14 protein-coding genes are annotated in these 22,061 nt (G+C 37.0%); 13 read left to right on the top strand and 1 reads right to left on the bottom strand.

Annotated features, from left to right (window positions below):
- Positions 1–57 precede the first annotated feature (57 nt).
- The 7 genes from WH188_RS09625 to WH188_RS09655 all read left to right on the top strand — a co-directional run bounded on the left by WH188_RS09625 (position 58) and on the right by WH188_RS09655 (position 11,541).
- Positions 58–3,021 carry a glycoside hydrolase family 2 protein gene (locus tag WH188_RS09625; RefSeq protein WP_206368472.1) on the top strand — a complete coding sequence of 988 codons (2,964 nt, stop codon included), beginning with the start codon at positions 58–60 and terminating at the stop codon, positions 3,019–3,021.
- Between the two features lie 18 nt (positions 3,022–3,039).
- A complete protein-coding gene (locus tag WH188_RS09630) occupies positions 3,040–4,671 on the top strand; it encodes a sodium:solute symporter family transporter (protein WP_168127406.1) in 1,632 nt (543 codons plus the stop codon).
- 32 nt (positions 4,672–4,703) lie between these two features.
- On the top strand, positions 4,704–5,411 hold the full coding sequence (locus tag WH188_RS09635) for an RraA family protein (RefSeq protein WP_132770214.1): 708 nt from the start codon (positions 4,704–4,706) through the stop codon (positions 5,409–5,411).
- An 86-nt stretch (positions 5,412–5,497) separates the two neighbouring features.
- A complete protein-coding gene (locus tag WH188_RS09640; RefSeq protein ID WP_339423890.1) occupies positions 5,498–8,398 on the top strand; it encodes a glycoside hydrolase family 2 protein in 2,901 nt (966 codons plus the stop codon).
- Positions 8,399–8,558: 160 nt separating this feature from the next.
- Entirely contained in the window at positions 8,559–9,725 is a 1,167-nt protein-coding gene (locus WH188_RS09645) for a mandelate racemase/muconate lactonizing enzyme family protein (RefSeq protein ID WP_168127408.1), read from the top strand.
- A gap of 8 nt (positions 9,726–9,733) precedes the next feature.
- Positions 9,734–10,522, top strand: coding sequence for an SDR family NAD(P)-dependent oxidoreductase (locus WH188_RS09650; protein WP_132842074.1), 789 nt, complete (start codon positions 9,734–9,736; stop codon positions 10,520–10,522).
- 179 nt (positions 10,523–10,701) lie between these two features.
- The gene (locus WH188_RS09655; protein ID WP_168127409.1) at positions 10,702–11,541 is read left to right on the top strand and encodes an SMP-30/gluconolactonase/LRE family protein; all 840 of its coding nucleotides are present in this window, start codon (positions 10,702–10,704) and stop codon (positions 11,539–11,541) included.
- A 71-nt stretch (positions 11,542–11,612) separates the two neighbouring features.
- Here WH188_RS09655 and WH188_RS09660 read toward each other — a convergent pair whose 3' ends face one another.
- Positions 11,613–12,524: an AraC family transcriptional regulator gene (locus tag WH188_RS09660; RefSeq protein WP_168127410.1), complete on the bottom strand. Its 912-nt coding sequence runs from the start codon at positions 12,522–12,524 to the stop codon at positions 11,613–11,615.
- Between the two features lie 291 nt (positions 12,525–12,815).
- Between WH188_RS09660 and WH188_RS09665 the strand changes: the two genes are divergently transcribed.
- The 6 genes from WH188_RS09665 to WH188_RS09690 all read left to right on the top strand — a co-directional run bounded on the left by WH188_RS09665 (position 12,816) and on the right by WH188_RS09690 (position 22,058).
- Positions 12,816–13,724, top strand: coding sequence for an AraC family transcriptional regulator (locus WH188_RS09665; RefSeq protein WP_168127411.1), 909 nt, complete (start codon positions 12,816–12,818; stop codon positions 13,722–13,724).
- 66 nt (positions 13,725–13,790) lie between these two features.
- A complete protein-coding gene (locus tag WH188_RS09670) occupies positions 13,791–15,101 on the top strand; it encodes a sugar porter family MFS transporter (protein WP_132842078.1) in 1,311 nt (436 codons plus the stop codon).
- A 115-nt stretch (positions 15,102–15,216) separates the two neighbouring features.
- On the top strand, positions 15,217–16,005 hold the full coding sequence (locus WH188_RS09675) for an SDR family NAD(P)-dependent oxidoreductase (RefSeq protein WP_132842080.1): 789 nt from the start codon (positions 15,217–15,219) through the stop codon (positions 16,003–16,005).
- Between the two features lie 3 nt (positions 16,006–16,008).
- Complete coding sequence (dgoD, locus tag WH188_RS09680) at positions 16,009–17,157, top strand: galactonate dehydratase (protein ID WP_168127412.1); 1,149 nt, start codon at positions 16,009–16,011, stop codon at positions 17,155–17,157.
- Between the two features lie 18 nt (positions 17,158–17,175).
- Positions 17,176–17,934 (top strand): HpcH/HpaI aldolase family protein, encoded by a 759-nt coding sequence (locus WH188_RS09685; RefSeq protein ID WP_168127413.1) that lies wholly within the window; start codon positions 17,176–17,178, stop codon positions 17,932–17,934.
- A 953-nt stretch (positions 17,935–18,887) separates the two neighbouring features.
- A complete protein-coding gene (locus WH188_RS09690; RefSeq protein ID WP_168127414.1) occupies positions 18,888–22,058 on the top strand; it encodes a SusC/RagA family TonB-linked outer membrane protein in 3,171 nt (1,056 codons plus the stop codon).
- The last annotated feature ends 3 nt before the right edge of the window (positions 22,059–22,061 follow it).

Raw genomic sequence — 22,061 nt, forward strand, 5'->3', positions numbered from 1 at the left:
TCATATACCTTTATAGTAAATATTTTATGTGTATAATAACCAATTTTTAAAATGAAGATGTTGAAATTAGTAGTGATATTTTTGTTTTTGGCTGTTTCTCATCTCGGTGTTTTGGGACAGGAGTTAGCTTATGAGTTACCAAAGAAAACAAACCAGGTTAAAAGTCCTGTACTATCGCTCAACGGAGAGTGGCAGTTTCAATTTGATAAGCAATCCGATTGGGCACCAATACAAGTACCTGGGGAAGCCGTGATGCAAGGGTATGGAATAGAACATGATAAATCATTTTTTTATAAAAGAAAGTTTACGCTTCCAAAAGACTTTAAAGGGCAAAAGATCGTCTTGCGGTTTGATGGTGTCTATAGTCAAGCGACATTAAGTATTAATGGTAAAGTGATCAGAACGCATAAAGGAGGATTTACACGCTGGGAAACCGATATCACTCCTTATGTTAATTTTGATAAGGAAAATGAAGTTTTTCTGGAAGTTCAAGATAAACTGGATGATATATCTTACGCTTCGGGGTATGCACATCATCCGATTGGAGGGATATTAAGAGATGTTACCCTATTTGCAACTGCTGTAAATAGCATACATGATTTTGGTGTTGAAACAGATTTGGATCAGCATTTTAAAGATGCTGTCTTAAAATTAAATTATACGTTGCAAGAGGCGCAAGGTGTTACTGTTCATTATGCATTATATGATAGTAAGAATAAACTCGTTCCCGAGTCTGAACAACAATTTGTGGTAAACAAAGGTCACAATAGCAATAGTTTTCCAATAGCTAATCCTTTGAAATGGGATGCTGAACATCCTAATCTTTATCGTCTTGATGTTAAAATTAAAAAAGACGGTAATGATACGTATGCGTTTAGTAAAGCGATCGGATTTCGTGAAGTTAAGATTATTGAAGACCAGATGTTTGTGAATGGGAAACCTGTTAAATTAAGAGGGGCTAATCGTCATGATGTTCATCCTACTTTAGGTCGTGTTAGTGTACCTTACTACGATAGTTTGGATGTTAAATTGTTTAAAGATGCTCATATTAATTTTGTAAGAACTTCACATTATCCGCCATCAGAACGATTTGTTGAGTTCTGTAACCGCTATGGAATTTATGTAGAAGTAGAAACAGCTGTTTGTTTTGTTGATACTTATAGACAAAAGAATTATGCACCTGGCTCTACTCAAAATGATGCTAATCATACGGATCAATATCTGAGCCAATGCCGCGAAATGGTCAATACTTTTAGAACACATCCATCGGTTATTATCTGGTCTATTGGAAATGAATCTATCTACGGAAGTAATTTCAGAAAAAGTTGGGATTTGGTTAAAAATGCTGATCAAACCAGGCCTGTTATCTGGAGTTATCCAGGATCGCAATCTAGTGATGCGAAGATTTATGAAATATTAAGTATGCACTATCAGGATGTTAATGGTAATCTGACACAGTTTGGAAAGACAACTAAAGGATATGAAGGACATGGTATACCAGCTTTGTTTGATGAATGGGCACATCCTGCTTGTTACACGTATCAGACCTTACGAGATGATCCGAATATCAGAGAATTTTGGGGAATCTCGATGGATATGATGTGGGGAAGATTATTTCCGACCAAAGGTGGATTGGGTGGTGCAATTTGGGGATATGTAGATGATACCTTTAATATTCCTCAAACCTTGAAAAAAGGTACACCATTTTGGAATGAATTTGCAAAATCTGCAAAGCCGGAAGGATATCAAGGTCATGCTGTAGGATATGGAGAATGGGGTATTGTAGATGTCTGGAGAAGGCCCAAACCTGAATTCTGGTCGACGAAGAAAGCACAGTCTCCTATTCGGATCTTGAACGAAGGAAAGGTTGTGAAAAATTTTGCAGCACAACAGCAAATAAAATTTGATGTATACAATAGATATGATCACACCAATCTTAATGAAGTAAAATTAGCATATACTTATGAAGGACGTACGAAGACAATTGGATTGCCTTCCATTGAACCCCATGCTAAAGGACAATTTGAATTACCGGCGGAAGAATGGAAAGAGGGGAGATCGGTACGCTTAAACTTTATTGATCAGGATGGTCGTGTAGTTGATACTTACGAATACTATTTTGGTGAACGACCTATCGATATGCCTGAAGCTTCACATAAAGGAAAACTTAAACTTGTGGAAAATAAAGAAAATTTTATCATCAAGGGACATAATTTTGAAATACCTATTTCGAAGGAAACAGGGTTGATTGAAGGTGCAACTACTAATGGGAAGGTGTTTATTGAAAAGGGGCCTTTCTTGAATATGGATGTAAACCTGAATCATTTAACGGGCGCAGAGGTTAGAAAAAGCGCGAACAAATATTTGATTTACGATAAAGATTGGAAGGAGACCTCTGTGAAATGTGAAATTAAAGATGGTGTTGCGTTACTTGCTATTGCTGGAACTTATCAAGGATTACAAGTATATTTTGATATTGTGATCAAGTCTGGAGGAGAAATGACGACTAATTACCGTACTGCTGGAGAACCTAACGGCTATCTAAGAGAGGTTGGTATAAAATATTATATGCCAAATGATCTGGACCGTTTGAATTGGAAAAGAGATGGATATTGGAATTACTATCCTGAAGGAGAATTTGCCGGAAATGAAGGGAGTGCTGATCTTTATAAAAGTAAACAGGCTGCATATGGTGAGAAACCTACTCAAGGGTGGGACCAGGATACGCACAATTACTATTACTGGTCGGATAAAGGCGCTAGAAGTGAGCATCCTTTGACCAACAAAGCAAAAAGTATGAAAGAGAATACTTTTTATTATACACTTTCTTCTGGTAAATCAACCCGGGTTTCTGTGATAGCACCAAAGGGTGATGTTGCTTGTCGAATAGACCGTATGGAAGGTGAGCAAGTTATACTGTTTGTCAATAATAAATGGGATTATCCTGAAATCGCATGGGGGAACTATTGCAAAACGTTAGAAGCGTCTCCATGTAACGGTGCTATAACCTTAAGATTTTAATTATAAAATTAACTACATATGTTAACTTGGATTGATCAATTGATTTATGTTCTGTACTTCATTCTTGTGGGTGGATATGGATATTATATCTATAAGAAAAAGGAGACGTCTGGCTCTTTAAGTCATGATTTTTTCCTCGCAGAGGGATCATTAGCATGGTGGGCGATTGGAGCGTCCATCATTGCTTCTAATATATCTGCAGAACAGTTTATTGGGATGTCCGGCTCCGGATTTGCCTTGGGTATTGCAATTGCTTCTTACGAATGGATGGCAGCCCTAGGATTGATCATTGTCGCGATATTCTTCTTGCCCATTTATCTGAGGAACAAGATTTATACGATGCCTGAATTTCTGAGGAAGCGGTTTGATAACCGGGTGAGTATGATCATGGCTGTGTTTTGGGTGCTGGTATATGTTTTTGTTAATCTCACTTCGATCCTATATTTGGGAGCTTTGGCAATACATGCAATTGCGGATATTCCATTTGTGTGGTGTATCTGGATTTTGGCCATATTGGCTGGGTTTATTGCATTAGGCGGAATGAAAGTCATTGGTTATACGGATGTAGTACAGGTAGTCCTGTTAATTATCGGTGGCTTGACCACAACTTATATTGCGCTTAGTTTAGTTGCAGATGCTGAAGGATTGTCAGGGTGGTGGAATGGATTGAAAGTATTGAAAGCAGAGGTGCCTTCTCATTTTCATCTGTTTATTGAAAAAGGACAATTGACTAAACCTGATGGTGGTGATGCTTACATGGATCTACCGGGGTGGTCGGTACTTATAGGTGGTATGTGGATTATGAATCTTTCTTATTGGGGTTGTAATCAGTATATAACGCAACGGGCATTAGGAGCTAAAAATCTAGCCACTGCGCAACAGGGTATGTTGTTTGCCGCATTTATGAAATTACTGATGCCTTTGATTGTTGTTTTACCAGGTATTGCTGCATTTTATCTATATCAGAGTGGGAATAATCCGCTATTTCAAAACGGTATGATGGACGGAGATATCGTTAAGCCTGATAAAGCGTATCCATTACTGTTATCGATTTTGCCTACTGGATTTAAAGGAATGGCTTTTGCCGCATTGACGGCAGCTATTGTAGCTTCATTAGCTGGGAAAGTGAATAGTATTGCTACAATTGTATCGCTGGATATTTATAAAAATACGCAAACCAAACCGATTGAGGAGTCTTTTTTAGTCAAATTGGGTAAAATCTCGGTTGTAGTTTCGCTATTTATTGGAGCTTCATTAGCACCATTATTAAGTAATCTAGATCAAGGGTTTCAATTTATTCAAGAATTTACCGGCTTTATAACACCTGGTGTACTGGCTATTTTCTTAATGGGTATTTTAACAAAATGGACAACTTCTAACGCCGCTATTGGTGGAGCGCTATCGACTTTCTTTTATTCGATTTTGTTTAAAAATGTATGGTTGGATCAGATGCCTTTTATGAATCGTATTCTTGTGGTTTTTGTCTTTACAGTGATCACGATGACGGTCATTAGTGTCTTTGATAAGAAAAGAAAAAATCAGCAGGCATTGATCTTGGAGAAGGAAATGTTTGTGGTGTCAGATTTGTTTAAAGTGGTTAGTTTGTTAATTATAGGCGTGTTGACCGCCTTGTATATCGTTCTTTGGTAATCAATAATAATAGCAATAATAAAAAATATAAAATGGAGACAAATTTGCAAGTAGAGTGGAACAATGACAAGGAATTATTCGCGCTGATCCGCAGAGAATTATTTACAGCAGTCATTGGTGATATTATGGATAAGATGGGGATGTACCATCAGTTTTTACCACCAAATATCCGTTCCATTCGTGACGATATGTTTGTTGTAGGAAGAGCAATGACTGTATTGGAAGCCGATGTAAGTTCATTGGGAGAGTCAACATCTAAAAATCCGGTTCTAGCTAAAACCTTTGGTTATATGCTGGAAGCTTTGGATGATCTTAAAGAGGATGAAATCTATATTTGTAGTGGTTCATCACCGAGCTATGCACTATGGGGCGAGATTATGAGTGCACGAGCAAAAATGCTGGGTGCTGCAGGTGCTATTGTAAATGGCTATTCTAGAGATACGAATGGTATATTAGCACTAGATTTCCCTTGTTTCTCAATGGGTAATTATGCACAGGATCAAGCTCCTCGTGGTAAGGTGATTGATTGGAGAGTGCCAATATGCATCAACAATATTATGATTCAAGATGGAGATATTTTAATCGGAGATATTGATGGTGTTTGTTTGGTGCCGAAGGAGCATGAAGTCGAAGTTTTTACTCGGGCATTGGAAAAAGCTCGAAGTGAAAAAGTTGTTCTGAAAAAGGTTTTAGAGGGTATGGGTGCTAAGGAAGCTTTTGATACCTATGGTATCATGTAATAAGCTTTTTGTTACTCATCAAAGATCGATTTTTCTAAAATTATACATAAACCGAGCGTGTGAGCTCAAGATGTAATGTTATTCCGATGAATATAAAAAAGATTAACGCAGTAATGGTTGTGCTGCTACTGGGGTTTGGACACTTGGGTCTAGCGCAGCAAAGTGCTAACATAAAAATACTTTCTCCTTTACCTGCGAAGGTGGAAGGTATCGATCAACCGCATATCTCATTAAATGGAGTATGGTCCTTTCGGGTTGAAAATGGAAAACCTGCGACTATAAAAGTTCCTGGTGAATGGGAAATGCAAGGATATGAGGTTAAAGCGGGTGAAAAAGCGGTTTATGAAAAACAGATTTCTATTCCCGAATCTTGGAAAGGTAAACGTATTGCTCTAAAATTTGATGCTGTTAGTTCAAATGCTGTGGTGAAAATGAATGGGCAATATATAGGAGAACATGAAGGAGGTTTTGTTGCTTTTGAAATGGATGTTACGAAAGCAGTGAAGTCTGGTACTAACGTCTTGACTGTTGAGGTACGTGCCAATACGATCAGTGATATTCTTTCGTGTGTGTCCCAGTACGCAGCGCATACGGTTGGCGGTATTTTGAGGAAAGTGACTTTATTTGCGCTTCCTGAGACTCATGTTGCTGATTTAGATGTGGAGGTTAAATTTGATCCTAAATATCAAGATGCTAAACTTCATTTGCAGGCACTTGTGGCTAATAACACATCCGGAAATCAAGATCTAGCTATTCAATATACGCTAAAAGATAAAAGTGGTAAAACTGTTTTTGAAAAGAAAACAGCTAAAAAATCGGCGACAGGAAATCAGACAATACCGTTTGATCTGGATATTCAGATATCAAAGCCTAAGCATTGGACTGCTGAAAGTCCGTATTTGTATGAATTGACTACTTCATTGTTGAATGGAACTCAAGTGGTACAATCGAATATACAAAAAGTTGGTTTCCGTGACATTAAGATTCGAGGTAATGAACTTTTGGTTAATGGTCGTCCGGTTAAGTTGAAAGGGGTAAACCGTCATGCTGTACATCCGTTAATGGGTAGAGCATCTGATCCAGTTTTGGATAGAAAAGATGTTGAAGTATTTTTAGCGGGTAATCTCAACTATATCCGTACTTCCCACTACCCACCTTCGGAAGAGTTTTTAAATGCGGCAGATGAACTGGGCTTGTATGTTGAAAGTGAATCGGCTCTAAACTGGATACAGCACCACGCTTCACCTATCTGGCGTCATTGGAATTATCAAGATCCGAAATTTTTGCCTACAATGCTACGTGCAAATATGGATAATGTCGTGAGTAATAGAAAGCATCCATCTATCATCTTCTGGTCATTGGGTAATGAGTCTAGGTGGAGTGACTTATGGGCTGAAGTAAATAAGACCGTAAAAGCGTTGGATAAAACCCGACCTACTGTATTTCATGATCAAACTTGGGGAAGTTTTAACAATGCTGGTAGTAAAGCTGATATTGCTAATTATCACTATCCTGGAATCAATGGACCAAAGGCTACAGATACAATGAGCAGACCTACTTTGTTTGGTGAATACGCCCATTTATCGGATTATAATAGAAGAGAACTATTGACGGACCCAGGGGTAAGAGATGCATTTAATGCACCAATGGTCACTTATTTTGACTCGATGTATGTTCATAAAGGGAATTTGGGCGGAGCAATTTGGAGTGGTATTGATGATACTTTCCATATGCCGGATGGACGAATTGTAGGTTATGGACCTTGGGGACCAATTGATGGCTGGAGAAGAGAAAAACCAGAATATTTTGGGATGAAAAAAGCCTATTCTCCAGTACGTATTTCTAATTTGAAAAGTAATTCCAATAATATCACCTTCGATGTTGAAAATCGTTATGATTTCCGTTCATTAAAAGATGTGGAAATAAAAGTGATGGTTGATGGTAAATTAATTCCGGTAACTTCTAATCTGCAAGCTCGTTCAGCAGGTAAACTTGTTGTCCCAAATGCTTCGGGTGTATTCAATAAGGTTGAAATTATCGTCAATGATGATCGTGGTTTTGAGGTTGAACATGAGATTTTTGAAACGCCAAAAGTAGTAACAGTAAATGGAACAGCTAAAGCGTTAGCTTTGAAACAGGATTCGGCATTTGTTTATATTACCCAAGGAGATGTTGTGTATACCATCAGCAAAACTTATGGATTAATGACTGCTGCTAGAACTTCTGGTGAACAAGTCCTTTCCAAAGGACCATCTGTGGCGATTATCGCTGCAAATGCTGAGGATGGTGGAAAACCAAATGTAGCAGGGGAGACGTATCAAAATAATATATACCCGATCAAGCATTATGAGCAATACACTTTGTTTGCTACACAGGTACAGGCTCGGGATGATAAAGATAGTATCGTTGTCGATTTGGATCTGACGTATCAACAAGGTACAGGTAAACAACAGTTCATTTTTACAAAAGAAGGTCTGTTTAAAACAAACTATGAGATGAATTATCAGGATGGTGAAGTTTCTGTTTATCAATATGGTTTAATGTTAGAACTACCTTTGCACTATGATGAACTTAAATGGTCTAGAAAAGGAGATTTCTCTTATTATCCAGAAAATCATATTGGTCGTAATAATGGTGTAGCGAAGTTAAATGCGAACAACGTATATGAGGTTGAAGCGCATGGCGAGCCGGTTGCGAAAGCTTGGAAAGATGATGCAAATACGATGGGATCAAATGATTTTAGGTCTACAAAGGCTAGGGTGATAACCGCTTCTTTAACGACTGTTGATCGTAAACAGGTGAATCTATTAGCTACAGGCAAGCAAGCTTCCCGTACCTGGAAACAGGATGAACATATTCAATGGTTAGTTGCTGATTATACAAATAGCGGTTCTGAGCCCTTTTATGGAAGTCCCTTTACAGACGGTCGGATTACGCTTAAAAAAGGTGATGTGATAAAAGGTAGTATGATCTTACAGATTGATTAATACGTAACTTTATATAGAAAAATAGGCATAAACTCTCTTTAGAAGAGTTTATGCCTAAATGAATGAAAATGGACTAGTTTTATAGTTCTTAAAAATTAAGAAAAGTGTAACGAGCTGAGGATGTCGTTGAAAAAAATAGACTCATAAATAATATATTCAAATGAAAATAGTTGATGTAAAAGTCTGGTTGGTAGAGGGAGTAAAATACAACTGGACACTATTAAAAATTTATACGGATACAGGTCATACTGGTGTTGGGGAAGCAACAAATTGGCCAGGAAGTCCTTTGGTGTTTGAAGCAGCAAAACATGTAGGTCAGCGTATAATCGGTTTAGATCCGATGCGGACTGACTTTATATGGACAAAGCTCTACCGCGATTTAAATTGGGTTGGTCCCTACGGTGCTAGTATGTGTGCCATCAGTGGAATAGATATGGCGCTCTTGGATTTAAAAGCTAAAGTGTTAGGAGTGCCTTGTTACGAATTGTTGGGAGGCGCTTTCCGTAAAGATATTTTGCTTTATGCTAATTATTGGTTCACTGGTGGTGGACATAATGGCGAAGATTATGCCGCACAAGCGCTTAAAGTAAAAGAAGTTGGTTTTACCGGCCTTAAATTTGATCCATTTGCGCATACTAATTATTTATATGGAGAAGATCTTGCTCCTAATTTAACCTTGACTTCGGAGCAACAGGATTTAGCATTTAATGTGAGTAAAGCTGTACGTGATGCCGTTGGTCCTGATTTTGATATTATGATCGAGACACATGCGATGTTGAATTATCGGGTTGCAGTGAAGATGGCACAACGTCTATCAGCATTAGATATTACCTGGTATGAAGAACCTGCAGGTCCGGAAAGTGCGGATACTTTACGAGCTATGCGTGAACGGATTCCTTCAAACGTATCTATTTGTGTCGGTGAACGTCACTATACAAGACATGGTATCCGACCTGTTTTAGAAAAAAATATCTGTGATATTATGATGCCCGATATTACCCGTTGTGGAGGACCATCCGAAATGAAGCGTATGGCAACGATGATGGAGGCTTATAATGTTTTGTTAGCGCCACACAATCCAAATGGACCTTTGTCGACATTGGCAAGCGCACATGTATGTGCTTCTGTTCCTAACTTCTTTAGACAGGAATTTATGTTTAACGATGTTGCTTGGAGAGATACTGTTATCGATCATCCAATTGCGGATATGGTTCAAAATGGTGTTCTATCTTTAAGTGACAGACCTGGACTGGGAGTGGATCTGGTAGAAGAGGAAATGGAAAAACATCCAGGAATATTAGAACCAAGACCTGGATTTTACGTTTAATAGTTACGATGGCATTATCAATTGATTTAAAAGGGAAGACTGTATTAGTCACGGGAGGGATATCTGGTATTGGACTTGGTACTTCTATCCTATTTGCTCAAGCCGGAGCTCGCGTTATTGTATGCGCAGAGCAACCTGCTGATGGAGTGCAGGTACAATACTATCGACAACAGATGAAGGTCTATACTGATGATGCAATTTATTATCAGGTGGATTTAACCAAGGCTATAGAGATTCAACTGTTCGCAGATGAGTTGGTTCAAAGTTATGGAAAACTTGATGTGGTCGTTTCTAATGCAGGAATGAATGTGTTTGATACTGTTGAAAACTGTGATCAGGAAAAATGGGATCTCAATCAACATCTTAATCTTGAATCACACTGGCAGGTGGGAAAAAAAATGAAACCATTACTAGATCAAGCTGATCAAGGTGTTTTTATTATCATGACATCTAATCATGCTTATTCTTCTATGAAAGGTTGTTTTCCATACAATGTAGCTAAAGCAGGGTTATTGGCTATGGTGAAGGCCATGGCTATTGAATGGGCTCCTCATATTCGTACTGTAGGTATTGCTCCTGGTTTTATTGATACACCTGGAAATCAAAAATGGTTTGATTCTTTCGATGATGCGGACAAAGCAAGAGCTTCTACCGTTGCGCTTCATCCTGTGAAACGTTTAGGAACCCCTGAGGAAATCGGTGCTTGGTGTGTGTTTTTAGCGAGCGATTATGCAGCGTTTGCGAATGGAACGACCTACCTTATTGATGGTGGCAGAAGTGCTTTGATGCAAGACTAAGGGAACGGTTGGAATGCATAAGATTATACATCTTTATGATATTTTAGTATATGGTAAAGGATTGGATAAGATGGTAGTTTTACTCATCTGATCCAATCCTTTTACGTTTAATCGGATTTAAGATAACACCATCTAAGTGATAAACTGAGTTTAGTAAACTCAAACATAATTATATTCTAATGAAAAATGCACAATTATTGGTCAAATCAACCTGTCAATTAGGAGAAAGTATTTTATGGGATAAGCGTAATGCTAGTATCTATTGGGTTGACATCTTAGGTAAACAAATTTATAAACATAAGTTTGGTGGTGAACAGACGAGTATCTGGAATTTGGATGACTATGTCAGTAAAATTGTATTGAATGATCGTCACGGTTTTATCTTAGGTATGCAGGGGATGTTGGCATCTTGGGAAGAAGCTACAAATATAGTAAAACCTATTATTGATATTCCACACGAGAATGGTCAGATCCGAACAAACGATGGTGGTCTGGATCCGGACGGTAATTTTTGGATCGGAACAATGCATATGGATGCCATTTCTGGGCGTGGAAAGTTATATTGTTATAAAGATCAAAAACTGCATGTCATGCTTGATGCGGTCTCTATACCTAATGGAATTGTATGGAGCGGGAAATTACCCTATACTTATTTTATTGATACTTTTACTAATGAAATACGTCGGTATGATTTTACAAAAGATACTAATGAAACTGCTCATTATGATGTGTTGGTTAAAATTCCATCGGAATACGGTTCTCCGGATGGTATGTGTATAGGTCCTGATGGAAACTTGTGGGTTGCCCATTGGGGAGGGTACGGCGTATACTGTTGGGATATAAATACAGGAAAGCTTTTAGATAGAATATATGTTGATGCACCCCATGTTACTTCTTGTGTTTTTGGCGGATCTAATAATCAAGATTTGTTTATTTCAACGGCAAAAGTAGGACTAGACGAACAGCAACTTTTGAAATACCCTAATAGTGGTTCGGTGTTTCATTATAAAATTTCATAATAAAAAATGAATGCGACTTATCATACTCTATGAAAGTGTGATAAGTTGTATTTCGTTTTATCAATCAATGCTTATTGATTGATTTGCTCGGTCGGTATGTAGTATTGCTGACGATAAATTTTGGGAGTAATGCCCATTTCTTTGTTAAAACTTCTTGAAAAATGATAAGGATCAAAATACCCTAACTTAAAAGCGATTTCTTTTATTTTATAGGATGAATATTTTAGATATTGACATGCTTGTTCGAGTCGGATCCGATTATAATATGTCATTGGTGAGCTATTCATCTTTTCTGTAAAAAGTCGTGTAAGATGTGAAGACGAATAACCTATCAAGTTAGATAATTCCTGAAGTGTTAGCTTTTTTTCTAAATTTTCTTTCATAATTGCAATGCACTTATTCATGATATTTTCGCTATTCAGACGACTATTACGAAGATATTGCTCTTGATACTTTAAGGATGCTAAGAAGTAAAGAAGTGTAAAACTAATATAATCCAATGTCTCTGCATGATAACCAAATTTCAAATTTTCATAAATATTATGAAAAAGATCCAGGCTGTGTTTTTTACTCTGTGGACCTGTATTTTTTAATGCAAGTGGTTTACCTTTTAAGGATTGAACTAATCCACTATCTTCTCCTTTGAAATGTAACCAATAGATGCTCCATGGATTGCTATCTCTACTTCCGTAGCTATGTGCCTCGCCTGCAGGTATAAGGTAATAGGTATCCGCTGATAAATGTACTGTTCTATTTTCATGTGTTACCCATCCCATACCCTCCGAACAATAGATGAGAATATGTTCGTTGCATCCCTGATCTCTGTTTCTAAGATGATACCTAGCTTCAGGATAATAGCCAATATGGGTAATAAATAGATTTTTTTTAGCTGGTAGCAGTTTCTGCATTTGTAGAATATCCAATGGTAATGCTATCGCTTCTTCTCCTTTAAATCCTTCAGAAATAGAAATTTTTTTAGTCATAATTAGTCGGATTGTTTTCGATGGTTATAACATGTCTTTACAATTTAAACTAGAGGTACAAGCTATTTTATGAATAATTTTCAAATCTTCAATATGCAATTTTGAAGCGCTTAAATCTATATTTTCATCATAATAGGGGCCCTAGTTATAAAGGTGTATTTATTAGGGATTATTGTTACCTTTGGTAATATGCTTATAATCGTTTTGCTTTACCAAAGATAATGTTGGTTTAACATGAATAGATAGCGTAAATTTTCATTTACATGGATTATTTTCTTTTATAAATTTGAAATGAAGAAATTTGAAAATAAAAAAGATGGCTTTGATGGCGAGGTGTGCGTTGTCGTTCCCCCAATTGTTGTTAAACAGAATAGTTTGGAAAAAATTTCTGGTAATTTTTACATTACAGATATTGGTTATTTTCCAAAAGCAAGGTTTCATTATCGCCAACGAGAAGAAGGATGTATGCAACATATTCTGATCCATTGCGTGGATGGGAGAGGAGAAGTTTCTATTGGCAACGACTTATACCATATCCAGGCGAATGAATATATTTTAATTCCGGCCAATACTGCACATACCTACCAAGCGGATCATAATAATCCATGGACAATTTACTGGATACATTTTAATGGTAGAAATGCCGGAGATATTGTGGATGGTATATATAAGAATGTTTTGCTTAACAAAAATTCATTTGTCTTTGGAGAAGAAATGAAATCTATTTTTGAGAAGATGTACACATTACTTTTAAAAGGATATGGTCGTGAGATTATGGAATGTCTAACGATGACTTTACCTTATTTTTTAAGTGGATATCTTCATCGTGAGATTTCTAGTAATTGGCAACTGGAGAATAAAGGGGATATTATAAATAGCTCCATCTTATACCTTAAAACTAATTTTAGCACAAAAATTAGTTTAAAAGATATTGCTGCTAATAGTAATCTTTCTGTTTCACATTTTTCAAAGCTCTTTAAAATGCGTACTGGTTATTCTCCGATTGAATATCTAAATCACCTTAAAGTACAGAAAGCCTGTTATATGTTGCAGTTTTCGGATAGTAGGATATCGGAGATTTCATTCGATCTCGGTTTTGAGGATCAATATTATTTTTCAAGACTTTTTAAAGATCATATGGGTGTATCGCCTTCTCACTATCGTAACAGTGTTAAATTGGATGAGAATATAATCCATTAATTCACACGAATTATACATCCTTAAGTTTGTATCTCTTTCTAATTTAGTCATTCTAAAACCAAGTTTATGAATGCTAGAGAAAGTAAGGTATTATTATATAGTTTGATTGCCTCTTTAGGAGGCCTGCTGTTTGGCTTTGATATTGCCATCTTTTCGGGGACTATACCTTTTATTGTGCCACATTTTAACCTTGAACCTGATCAGTTGGGCTGGGTGGCAAGTTGTTTGTACGTTGGTTGTATCTTTGGGGCTATGGCTTTTGGAAGAATCGCACAGCGATTAGGAAGAAAGCCTTCTTTAATTCTAGTATCCCTCATTTTTATTGTATCATCTATTTTCATGGGAATAGCCAATACCGTTGATAGTATTATCTTTTGGCGTATTGTGGCGGGGTTTAGTGTCGGCGGAGCTTCTATTCTGTCACCACTTTATATTGCGGAAATAAGTCCGCAGAAGATCCGTGGTAAAATGGTTTCCTTAAATCAGATGGCTATTGTAATTGGAATTTTGTTGGCATATCTGTCCAATTATTTTCTTTCAGGAATAGAAGGGAATTGGCGATGGATGTTTATAAGTGGTGCAATTCCTGCAACCGCTTTTTTGATCGCATCATTTTTCTTTCCGGAGAGTCCAAAATGGCTGATTTATAAGGGTAGACTTGCCGAAGGTAAACGTATTCTTGAAAATACCGTAGATGAGAAGGAATTGGTTAATGAGCTGGAATATTTACAGAGTCAAAATACGAAGGGAAAAGATTCTATCGGCGCGATCTATCGCTCCATCTTTCAAAAACCACATTCTTTTTTGTTACTGATAGCTATCGTAATCGCTGTTTTTCAGCAAATATCGGGCGCTAATGCGGTCTTGTTTTATGCACCAATTATTTTTGAAAAAGTTGGTATGGACGTTGAAAATCAATTGTTAATACAGATTTTGATTGGTTCGGTCAATCTGTTGTTCACATTGGTTGCTATTCGAACAGTCGATAAAGTTGGACGAAAAAAACTGATGATGATAGGTGCAGGTACCATGGCAATTTTATTGCTCTTGATTGGGCTTTCTTTCCAAGGTGATTTCATTCCTCAAAAATTTGTAAGTGTACTTGTTCTTCTTTTTATAGGAACATATGCGGCGACATTGGCACCGGTTACCTGGGTTATTATTGCTGAAATTTTTCCATTAAGAATAAGAGAACAGGCCATGTCCATTGCTTCTGCCTTTTTGTGGGTTGCATGTTTCGGAATTACTTATGTTTTTCCAGTCATGATTGCCACATTGACCACATTTCAGACATTTACCATATTCGGTGGTTTATGTGCGATCTATTTCTTATTCCTGTGGCTTTATGTGCCAGAAACTAAAAATAATCGGGTCTAACATCATTGAGATGTTTTAATTGGTGAAAATTTAAACTCCATGAGTTGAAAATGTATTTAGCCTTCAGACGCTAAAGAATTATATAAATATTAATAAACAAGCACACATTATTTTAATGAACGAAGTAAAAGATAAAGTCGTCATCGTCACGGGGGCAGGGAAAGGTATTGGAGAGGGTATTGCAACATACTTCGCTGCATGTGGTGCTAAAGTCGTCATCGCTACCATTAACAATCAGGAAGGTGAAGATCTACAAAAAAAACTGACTGATAAAGGTTATCAGGCTTATGCTGTACAAACTGATGTTTGTTCTGAAGAGAGTGTGATCAATATGATTGCAAAGACAGAACAATTTTTTGGATCGATCGATATATTGATCAACAATGCGGGTATTACGTTGTTTAAATCAATTTTGGAGGCTACAATAGAGGACTGGGATCGTGTTATTAATACGGATTTGAGAGGTGTATTTTTGTGTACTAAGTATGTTGCCCAGAGTATGATAAAGCACGCTAGCCATGGATCAATTATTAACATATCTTCTAATCATGCTTTCAGAACTTTGCCCGATACAGAAATGTATGCAGCAGCTAAAGGCGGGGTCAATGCCATGACAAGAAGTATGGCGCTAAGTCTCGGGAAATATGGAATCAGGGTTAACTGTGTATGTCCAGGGTTTACGGATACATACCACTATCAAAACTGGTTGGCTGATAAGGATAACCCATCACAAGTCGAGGCTGATGTTGTTAAATTGCATGCAACTGGTAAAATTTCGACACCATTAGATATTGCTCATATGGTTGCGTTTTTAGCTGGCGAAGCAAGTTCTAATATAACAGGAGGTGAATTTATGGTTGATGGAGGATTGACTGCTGGTCTTTATCATGCGGATAAATTTTAATGTATGAAAATAATAGCATACGAGCTTTTTAAAGTACCACCGAGATGGTTGTTTTTAAAAATCGTCACAGACGAAGGGATAATCGGCTGGGGTGAACCTGTTTTAGAAGGTAAGGCAGATACTGTAAGTGCCGCAGTGCGTGAGCTTATGGATACACTTATCGGTAAAAATCCGATGGATATTGAAGACCACTGGAATATGATGTATCGAGGTGGGTTTTACCGTGGGGGACCTATTCTCATGAGTGCAATAGCAGGCATAGATCAAGCACTTTGGGATATTAAAGGTAAATTTTATAATGCACCAATTTATGAATTGTTGGGAGGGAAATGCCGTACCGAGATTGAAGTTTACTCATGGGTAGGTGGCGACGAACCACAGGTTATTTTGGAGGAAATTCAAAAGGTGGTTGATCTCGGTTTTCGAACTATAAAAATAAATGGCACCAATAGAATGCGCTATTTGGATTCTTATGCTGAAATCGATGCGCTTTTGGAGCGGATGGCTTTGATAAGAGAGCGCTTTGGTCATCAGATCAATGTCGGAATTGATTTTCATGGTCGGGTACACAAACCAATGGCTAAGATATTGGTTAAAAAATTGGAAGAGTACAATCCTATATTTATTGAAGAGCCACTGCTTTCTGAAAATATGGAAGGCATAGAGCAATTGGCAAAATTGACCCATATTCCTATTGCACTAGGAGAGAGACTTTTTTCACGCTGGGATTTTAAGCGGGTATTGGAGAGTAGAGCTGTTGATATTATCCAGCCTGACCTTTCTCATGCTGGAGGGATTACGGAATGCCGTAAAATTGCGTCTATGGCGGAGGCTTATGATGTGGCAGTGGCTCCTCATTGTCCTCTAGGACCTATAGCACTTGCTGCCTGTCTGCAATTGGATGCTGTGGCTCACAATGCTGCGATACAGGAGCAGAGTCTAGGTATTCATTACAACACTTCTAACGATCTTCTCGACTATGTCTCGAATAGTGAGGTTTTTTCATATGAAAGAGGGATGGTAAAGATACCAAGTGGTCCCGGATTAGGTATCACGGTTGATGAAGATTATGTTAAAAAGATGAGCTTGATTGGTCATGACTGGCATAATCCAATATGGAGAAATGAGGATGGTTCAATAGCCGAATGGTAGTTTATAGCAAATAAGATTATGAGTTTTAAAGAGAAATTGAAAAATAAGGAAGTGGTGATCGGACCATTTTCTAAGACCTCTGATGCGGGGATGATTGAAGCGATGGGATATGCGGGTTTTGATTTTATAATCATTGATTTGGAACATGGACCTAATGATGTTTTAAACGCGCAAAATTTGGTTCGAGCGGCTGAGATATCAAATACGTTTCCTATTATCCGTGTTGCTGAAAATGGCCCAACGGAGATTGGAAAAGCACTAGATATTGGTGCAAGGGGAGTGCAAGTTCCACAGATCACAAATGCTTCTGAAGCAAAGCAAGCTGTTCAGTATGCTAAATTTGCACCATTGGGTATGCGTGGGGTTTGCCGTTTTGTACGTGCCGCCGCGTATTCCAATACAGACCGATTTGAGTACTTTAAATCTGCAAATGATAACTATTTGATTTTGCAACTGGAAGGGACTGAGGCCATTCAAAATGTGGATGAAATTATTGAAGTGGAAGGTGTTGATGTAATTTTTATAGGTCCCTATGATCTGTCTCAGGCTTTGGGTGTGAGCGGTCAGATCAACCATCCTTTGGTACTGGAAAAGATGAAAGTTATTATTGATAAATGTCGGACAAAGGGATTAGCAACCGGTGTATTTACGGATAACTTGAAAGATGCTAAATCGTGGATCCAATTAGGTGTCAATTATATTTCTTATTCGGTAGATGTCGGCATCATTCAACAAGCTTCGAAAGCGATTTTACAGGAGTTAACTTCTAGGGATTAACATGTAAGTATGGCTAAATATCCGATTCTTATTTAATAGGATTCCAGTCTTACTGGATGAGGATCGGTTTGCTCGTAAATTTTTTTCAGTATAATTCTGATAAACCTAATCGTAATAGTGGGGGTAAATAGAAACCTTTTTTAAAGGTTATCCCTTCTTCATCAATGTGCCAATATTGAGATTCGATTGACAAAAGTTCGAATTATTAGTCTATTTGCCTCACAGTAATGCCATTGAATCTAGAAGCGAATTTCCCTTGGAGTCATTTTTTTTGCTTCATGCTTCACATTAATCTAATGTTAAATTCTACAACTTTAGGTTTTTTTCTTTCATTTTAATAGTATTTCATATGGTGTTATATCTCATTTTTCAATAAGGGGTAATATAGTATGTAATGTGGCTAGTAAAGTTTGAGTATTTCATTTTTGTAATAAACATCTTTGTTTAAACCAATTATGAGATTACAAATATGTATCCATACAGACTGACCAATTTATTTTCACTTTTAATACTTCATGCCATTAAAGGTACTTGGAGACTATATGCCAGTTTTAGTGTTCTCTTATTTCTAGTAAAATTAACATGCGCTTCTCCTCCTATCTGATGAAAAATACGATTAGCTCTATTCTTGGATGCATCTATATTATAAATGAACTAGCATAAATCTACATCTTAAACGTCTTCGTAAATAATGCTTTTTTGTAAATATTAATCTTTAATTATTTGATTTTTATCTTGTTGTGTTTTTTTTTTTTATGCAAGGTTGTTTTGAACAAAATGAAGATAGCTGATTTGTTTCAGTGTGAAGAGTAGGAACTAAAGGGATTGGTAATAATATTATACACAAATTATAAAAAGAAAGGGGGTAAATGAATAAATCGTGGTAAGTGAATTATGATAATTAAATAAACCAATAATTAAAACCAAATCAATTAACTTATAAATTTAAAATTATGAAGAGAGTACTACTCTTGTATTTCTATATTCTATTAGTATTTAAAGTTTTTCCTCAAGAAACTTTGAGTATTAGTGGTACCGTGAAAAGCGATTTAAATGAAACATTACAAGGAGTTACTGTTTCTGTGATCGGACAAAAGGTAACAGTCATCACAAATGCACAGGGGGCCTTTACAATAAAGGTGACAGACCCCAAACTGGCTAAGTTGAGATTTTCATATGTAGGTTTTACAACTAAAGAAATAGCTGTTGGAGAGACGACAGATTTTAACATTATACTTGAAAAAAGTGATGCAACAGCTATGGATGAAGTGACTGTTGTGGCATTTGGAAAAGCTAAAAAAACTTCAATTACAGGATCTGTTGTTTCAATCCGAGCGCAAGATTTGAAGGGGCCGAGCAGCAATTTGACGACCGCCTTGGCTGGAAAAGTACCAGGTATCATTGCCTTTCAACGGTCTGGGGAACCAGGTCAAGACAATGCTAACTTTTTTATTAGAGGAGTTGGAACATTTGGTGCAGGTAAGCAAGATCCTTTAATCTATATTGATGGTATAGAAAGTACTCCTACAGATCTTGCACGTCTAAATCCAGATAATATTGAAAATTTTTCAGTTCTGAAAGATGCTGCCGCAACTGCCTTATACGGTTCTAGAGGTGCGAATGGGGTATTGTTATTGACGACAAAGAATGGTGAATTAGGAAAAACAAAAATTAACTTTCGATTGGAAAATAGAATTTCTGGGAATACAAAAAGTTACAAGTTAGCTGATAATATTACCTATATGCGTTTAGCAAATGAGGCCGTGTTAACCAGAGATATTTTAGGAGCTCCGCCTTATGATCCTAATAAAATTGAAAATACAGCCGCAGGTAAAGATCCTTTATTGTATCCTAATAATGATTGGATGGACTTGCTTATAAAAGATTATACACACAATTTTGCTGCTAATTTAGACGTGAGAGGTGGAAATGAAAAAGCGATGTATTTTGTTAGTTTCACATATGATGAAAATAATGGTTTGTTAAAAGAAGCTAAGTTAAATAACTTTAAAAGTAATGTTAAAACACAGGCCTACTCACTACTATCCAATATCACAATCAACTTTACAAATACTACAAAAGCAACGATAAGTGTTAGGGGAGTATTTGATTCTAATAATTCACCAAGGGGAGGAGGTGCAAGAATATTTACGCTTGCAAATTCTGCGAATCCGGTAGCTTTTCCAGTTCTTTATGATCAAAGTTTTTTACCGTATGCCCAACACCCATTATTTGGTAGTGCATTAACACCTAATTCGACAAACACTTTATATACAAATCCATTTGCGACTTCAGTGTCAGGTTTCCAGCAGTTTAATAGGTCGCAATTAATTCCGAAAATTGAAATTTTTCAAGGTCTAGAAAAGCTCACTGAAGGACTTAGCGCCAGGGTGATGGCTTACACACAACGCGATGCTGATTTTACTTTAGCAAGAGGATATAGTCCATTCTTTTATCAACTCAGACAAATTGGTGGAGAGAATATCCTTAGCTTATTAAATCAAACCACACCGGGACAACCTCAGATTGGGCAGCCGCCTACCGAGTATTTAACTTATGAACCTGGTGCTAAAAATGTCTCAACGATTATTTATGGCGAAGGTGTGCTTGATTATAGAAGAACGTTTAAAGATAAGCATACCATTGGAGGCCGGGTTATCAGTACGATTCGATCATCCCTTAATGGTAATGCAAATTCCTTACAGTTATCACTTCCAAAGCGAAATCTGAACTTAATGGCACAAACTAATTATTCATTTAAGGATAAATATACCGCAGAATTTTCTTTCGGATATAATGGATCTGAAAGGTTTTCAGATCGTAAGCGATTTGGATTCTTTCCTGCAATCAGTGGTGCATGGATCATCAGTAAAGAGAAATTTTTAGCAGATTCAAGAATCATCAATAACTTAAAACTTCGTGCTAGTTATGGTAAAATAGGTAACGATCAAATTGGTGAGGATGCCGATCGTTTCTTTTATTTATCAGAAGTTAGTCTTAATGCAGGAGAGAAGGGATATACATTTGGAGAAAATTATGGATATTTTCGACCGGGTATAAGTACCTCTCGATATGCGAATAGTGAAATTTCTTGGGAAGAGTCTGAGCAAAGTAACATAGGAATAGAAGCAACACTTTTTAAAGACTTCGATTTGACCATTGAGGCATACAAGCAGGAGCGTTCAAGTATCCTCCTGACGAGGACTAATATACCAACGTTAGTGGGTCTTCAAGCTCCTGCAAGAGCAAATATTGGAAAAGCAAGCAGTAAAGGAATAGATGCAAATATTAGTTTTACACGCTATTTTGGAACTGATTTTTGGATGAAACTAATGGGCAATCTCACTTACGCAACTAGTAATTTGATTTTCAATGAGCAGCCGATGTATCCTGATGGTTTAACTCATTTAGATCGTCTTAATAAACCTGTTAATCAAATTTATGGTTTGATTGCAGAGCGATTGTTTACCGATGAAGTTGAAGTTAGAAATTCTCCGACACAAAGTTTTGGTTTATACGGTGCTGGGGACATCAAATATCGTGATATCAATGGTGATGGTAAAATTAGTAATCTTGATATAGTTCCTATTGGGCTTCCGACTGTACCCGAAATCATTTATGGATTTGGCGGGTCTTTTGGAGTTAAGCAATTTGATTTTAGCTTTTTCTTCCAAGGATCAGGCAGATCTTCTTTTATGATCAATGCCAACTCTAATCGAAATGATGCAGGTGATGTATTGGGGATATCTCCTTTTGTAACGGTAGGTGGTTCACAATCTGGACTATTAGATGTTATTGCTCAAAATCACTGGAGTGAAGATAATCGTGATCCTTATGCATTTTGGCCACGTCTAAGTAGTGAAGTGATACAAAATAATGTTCAAAGTTCTACTTGGTGGTTACGTCGTGGTGATTTTTTAAGACTAAAACAAGTTGAATTGGGATACAATTTCTCGGAACGAATAGCTAAAAGAATCGGTTTATCTAATCTTCGATTATATGGGAGTGCTTTAAACCTATTGACCATGAGCAGTTTTAAGATTTGGGATGTCGAAATGGCTGGCAATGGGCTTGGTTATCCTTTACAGCGTGTGTATAATTTTGGAATAAAAGTCATCTTATAGACG

Origin of the sequence: Sphingobacterium sp. MYb388, from assembly GCF_037479535.1 — a bacterium.
Classification (GTDB): domain Bacteria; phylum Bacteroidota; class Bacteroidia; order Sphingobacteriales; family Sphingobacteriaceae; genus Sphingobacterium; species Sphingobacterium anhuiense.

Excerpts from the sequence above, each read along its gene's own strand:
- WH188_RS09625 (WP_206368472.1), top strand. The coding sequence starts at position 58 with ATGTTGAAATTAGTAGTGATATTTTTGTTTTTGGCTGTTTCTCATCTC.
- WH188_RS09630 (WP_168127406.1), top strand. The coding sequence starts at position 3,040 with ATGTTAACTTGGATTGATCAATTGATTTATGTTCTGTACTTCATTCTT.
- WH188_RS09635 (WP_132770214.1), top strand. The coding sequence starts at position 4,704 with ATGGAGACAAATTTGCAAGTAGAGTGGAACAATGACAAGGAATTATTC.
- WH188_RS09640 (WP_339423890.1), top strand. The coding sequence starts at position 5,498 with ATGAATATAAAAAAGATTAACGCAGTAATGGTTGTGCTGCTACTGGGG.
- WH188_RS09645 (WP_168127408.1), top strand. The coding sequence starts at position 8,559 with ATGAAAATAGTTGATGTAAAAGTCTGGTTGGTAGAGGGAGTAAAATAC.
- WH188_RS09650 (WP_132842074.1), top strand. The coding sequence starts at position 9,734 with ATGGCATTATCAATTGATTTAAAAGGGAAGACTGTATTAGTCACGGGA.
- WH188_RS09655 (WP_168127409.1), top strand. The coding sequence starts at position 10,702 with ATGAAAAATGCACAATTATTGGTCAAATCAACCTGTCAATTAGGAGAA.
- WH188_RS09660 (WP_168127410.1), bottom strand. The coding sequence starts at position 12,524 with ATGACTAAAAAAATTTCTATTTCTGAAGGATTTAAAGGAGAAGAAGCG.
- WH188_RS09665 (WP_168127411.1), top strand. The coding sequence starts at position 12,816 with ATGAAGAAATTTGAAAATAAAAAAGATGGCTTTGATGGCGAGGTGTGC.
- WH188_RS09670 (WP_132842078.1), top strand. The coding sequence starts at position 13,791 with ATGAATGCTAGAGAAAGTAAGGTATTATTATATAGTTTGATTGCCTCT.
- WH188_RS09675 (WP_132842080.1), top strand. The coding sequence starts at position 15,217 with ATGAACGAAGTAAAAGATAAAGTCGTCATCGTCACGGGGGCAGGGAAA.
- dgoD (WP_168127412.1), top strand. The coding sequence starts at position 16,009 with ATGAAAATAATAGCATACGAGCTTTTTAAAGTACCACCGAGATGGTTG.
- WH188_RS09685 (WP_168127413.1), top strand. The coding sequence starts at position 17,176 with ATGAGTTTTAAAGAGAAATTGAAAAATAAGGAAGTGGTGATCGGACCA.
- WH188_RS09690 (WP_168127414.1), top strand. The coding sequence starts at position 18,888 with ATGAAGAGAGTACTACTCTTGTATTTCTATATTCTATTAGTATTTAAA.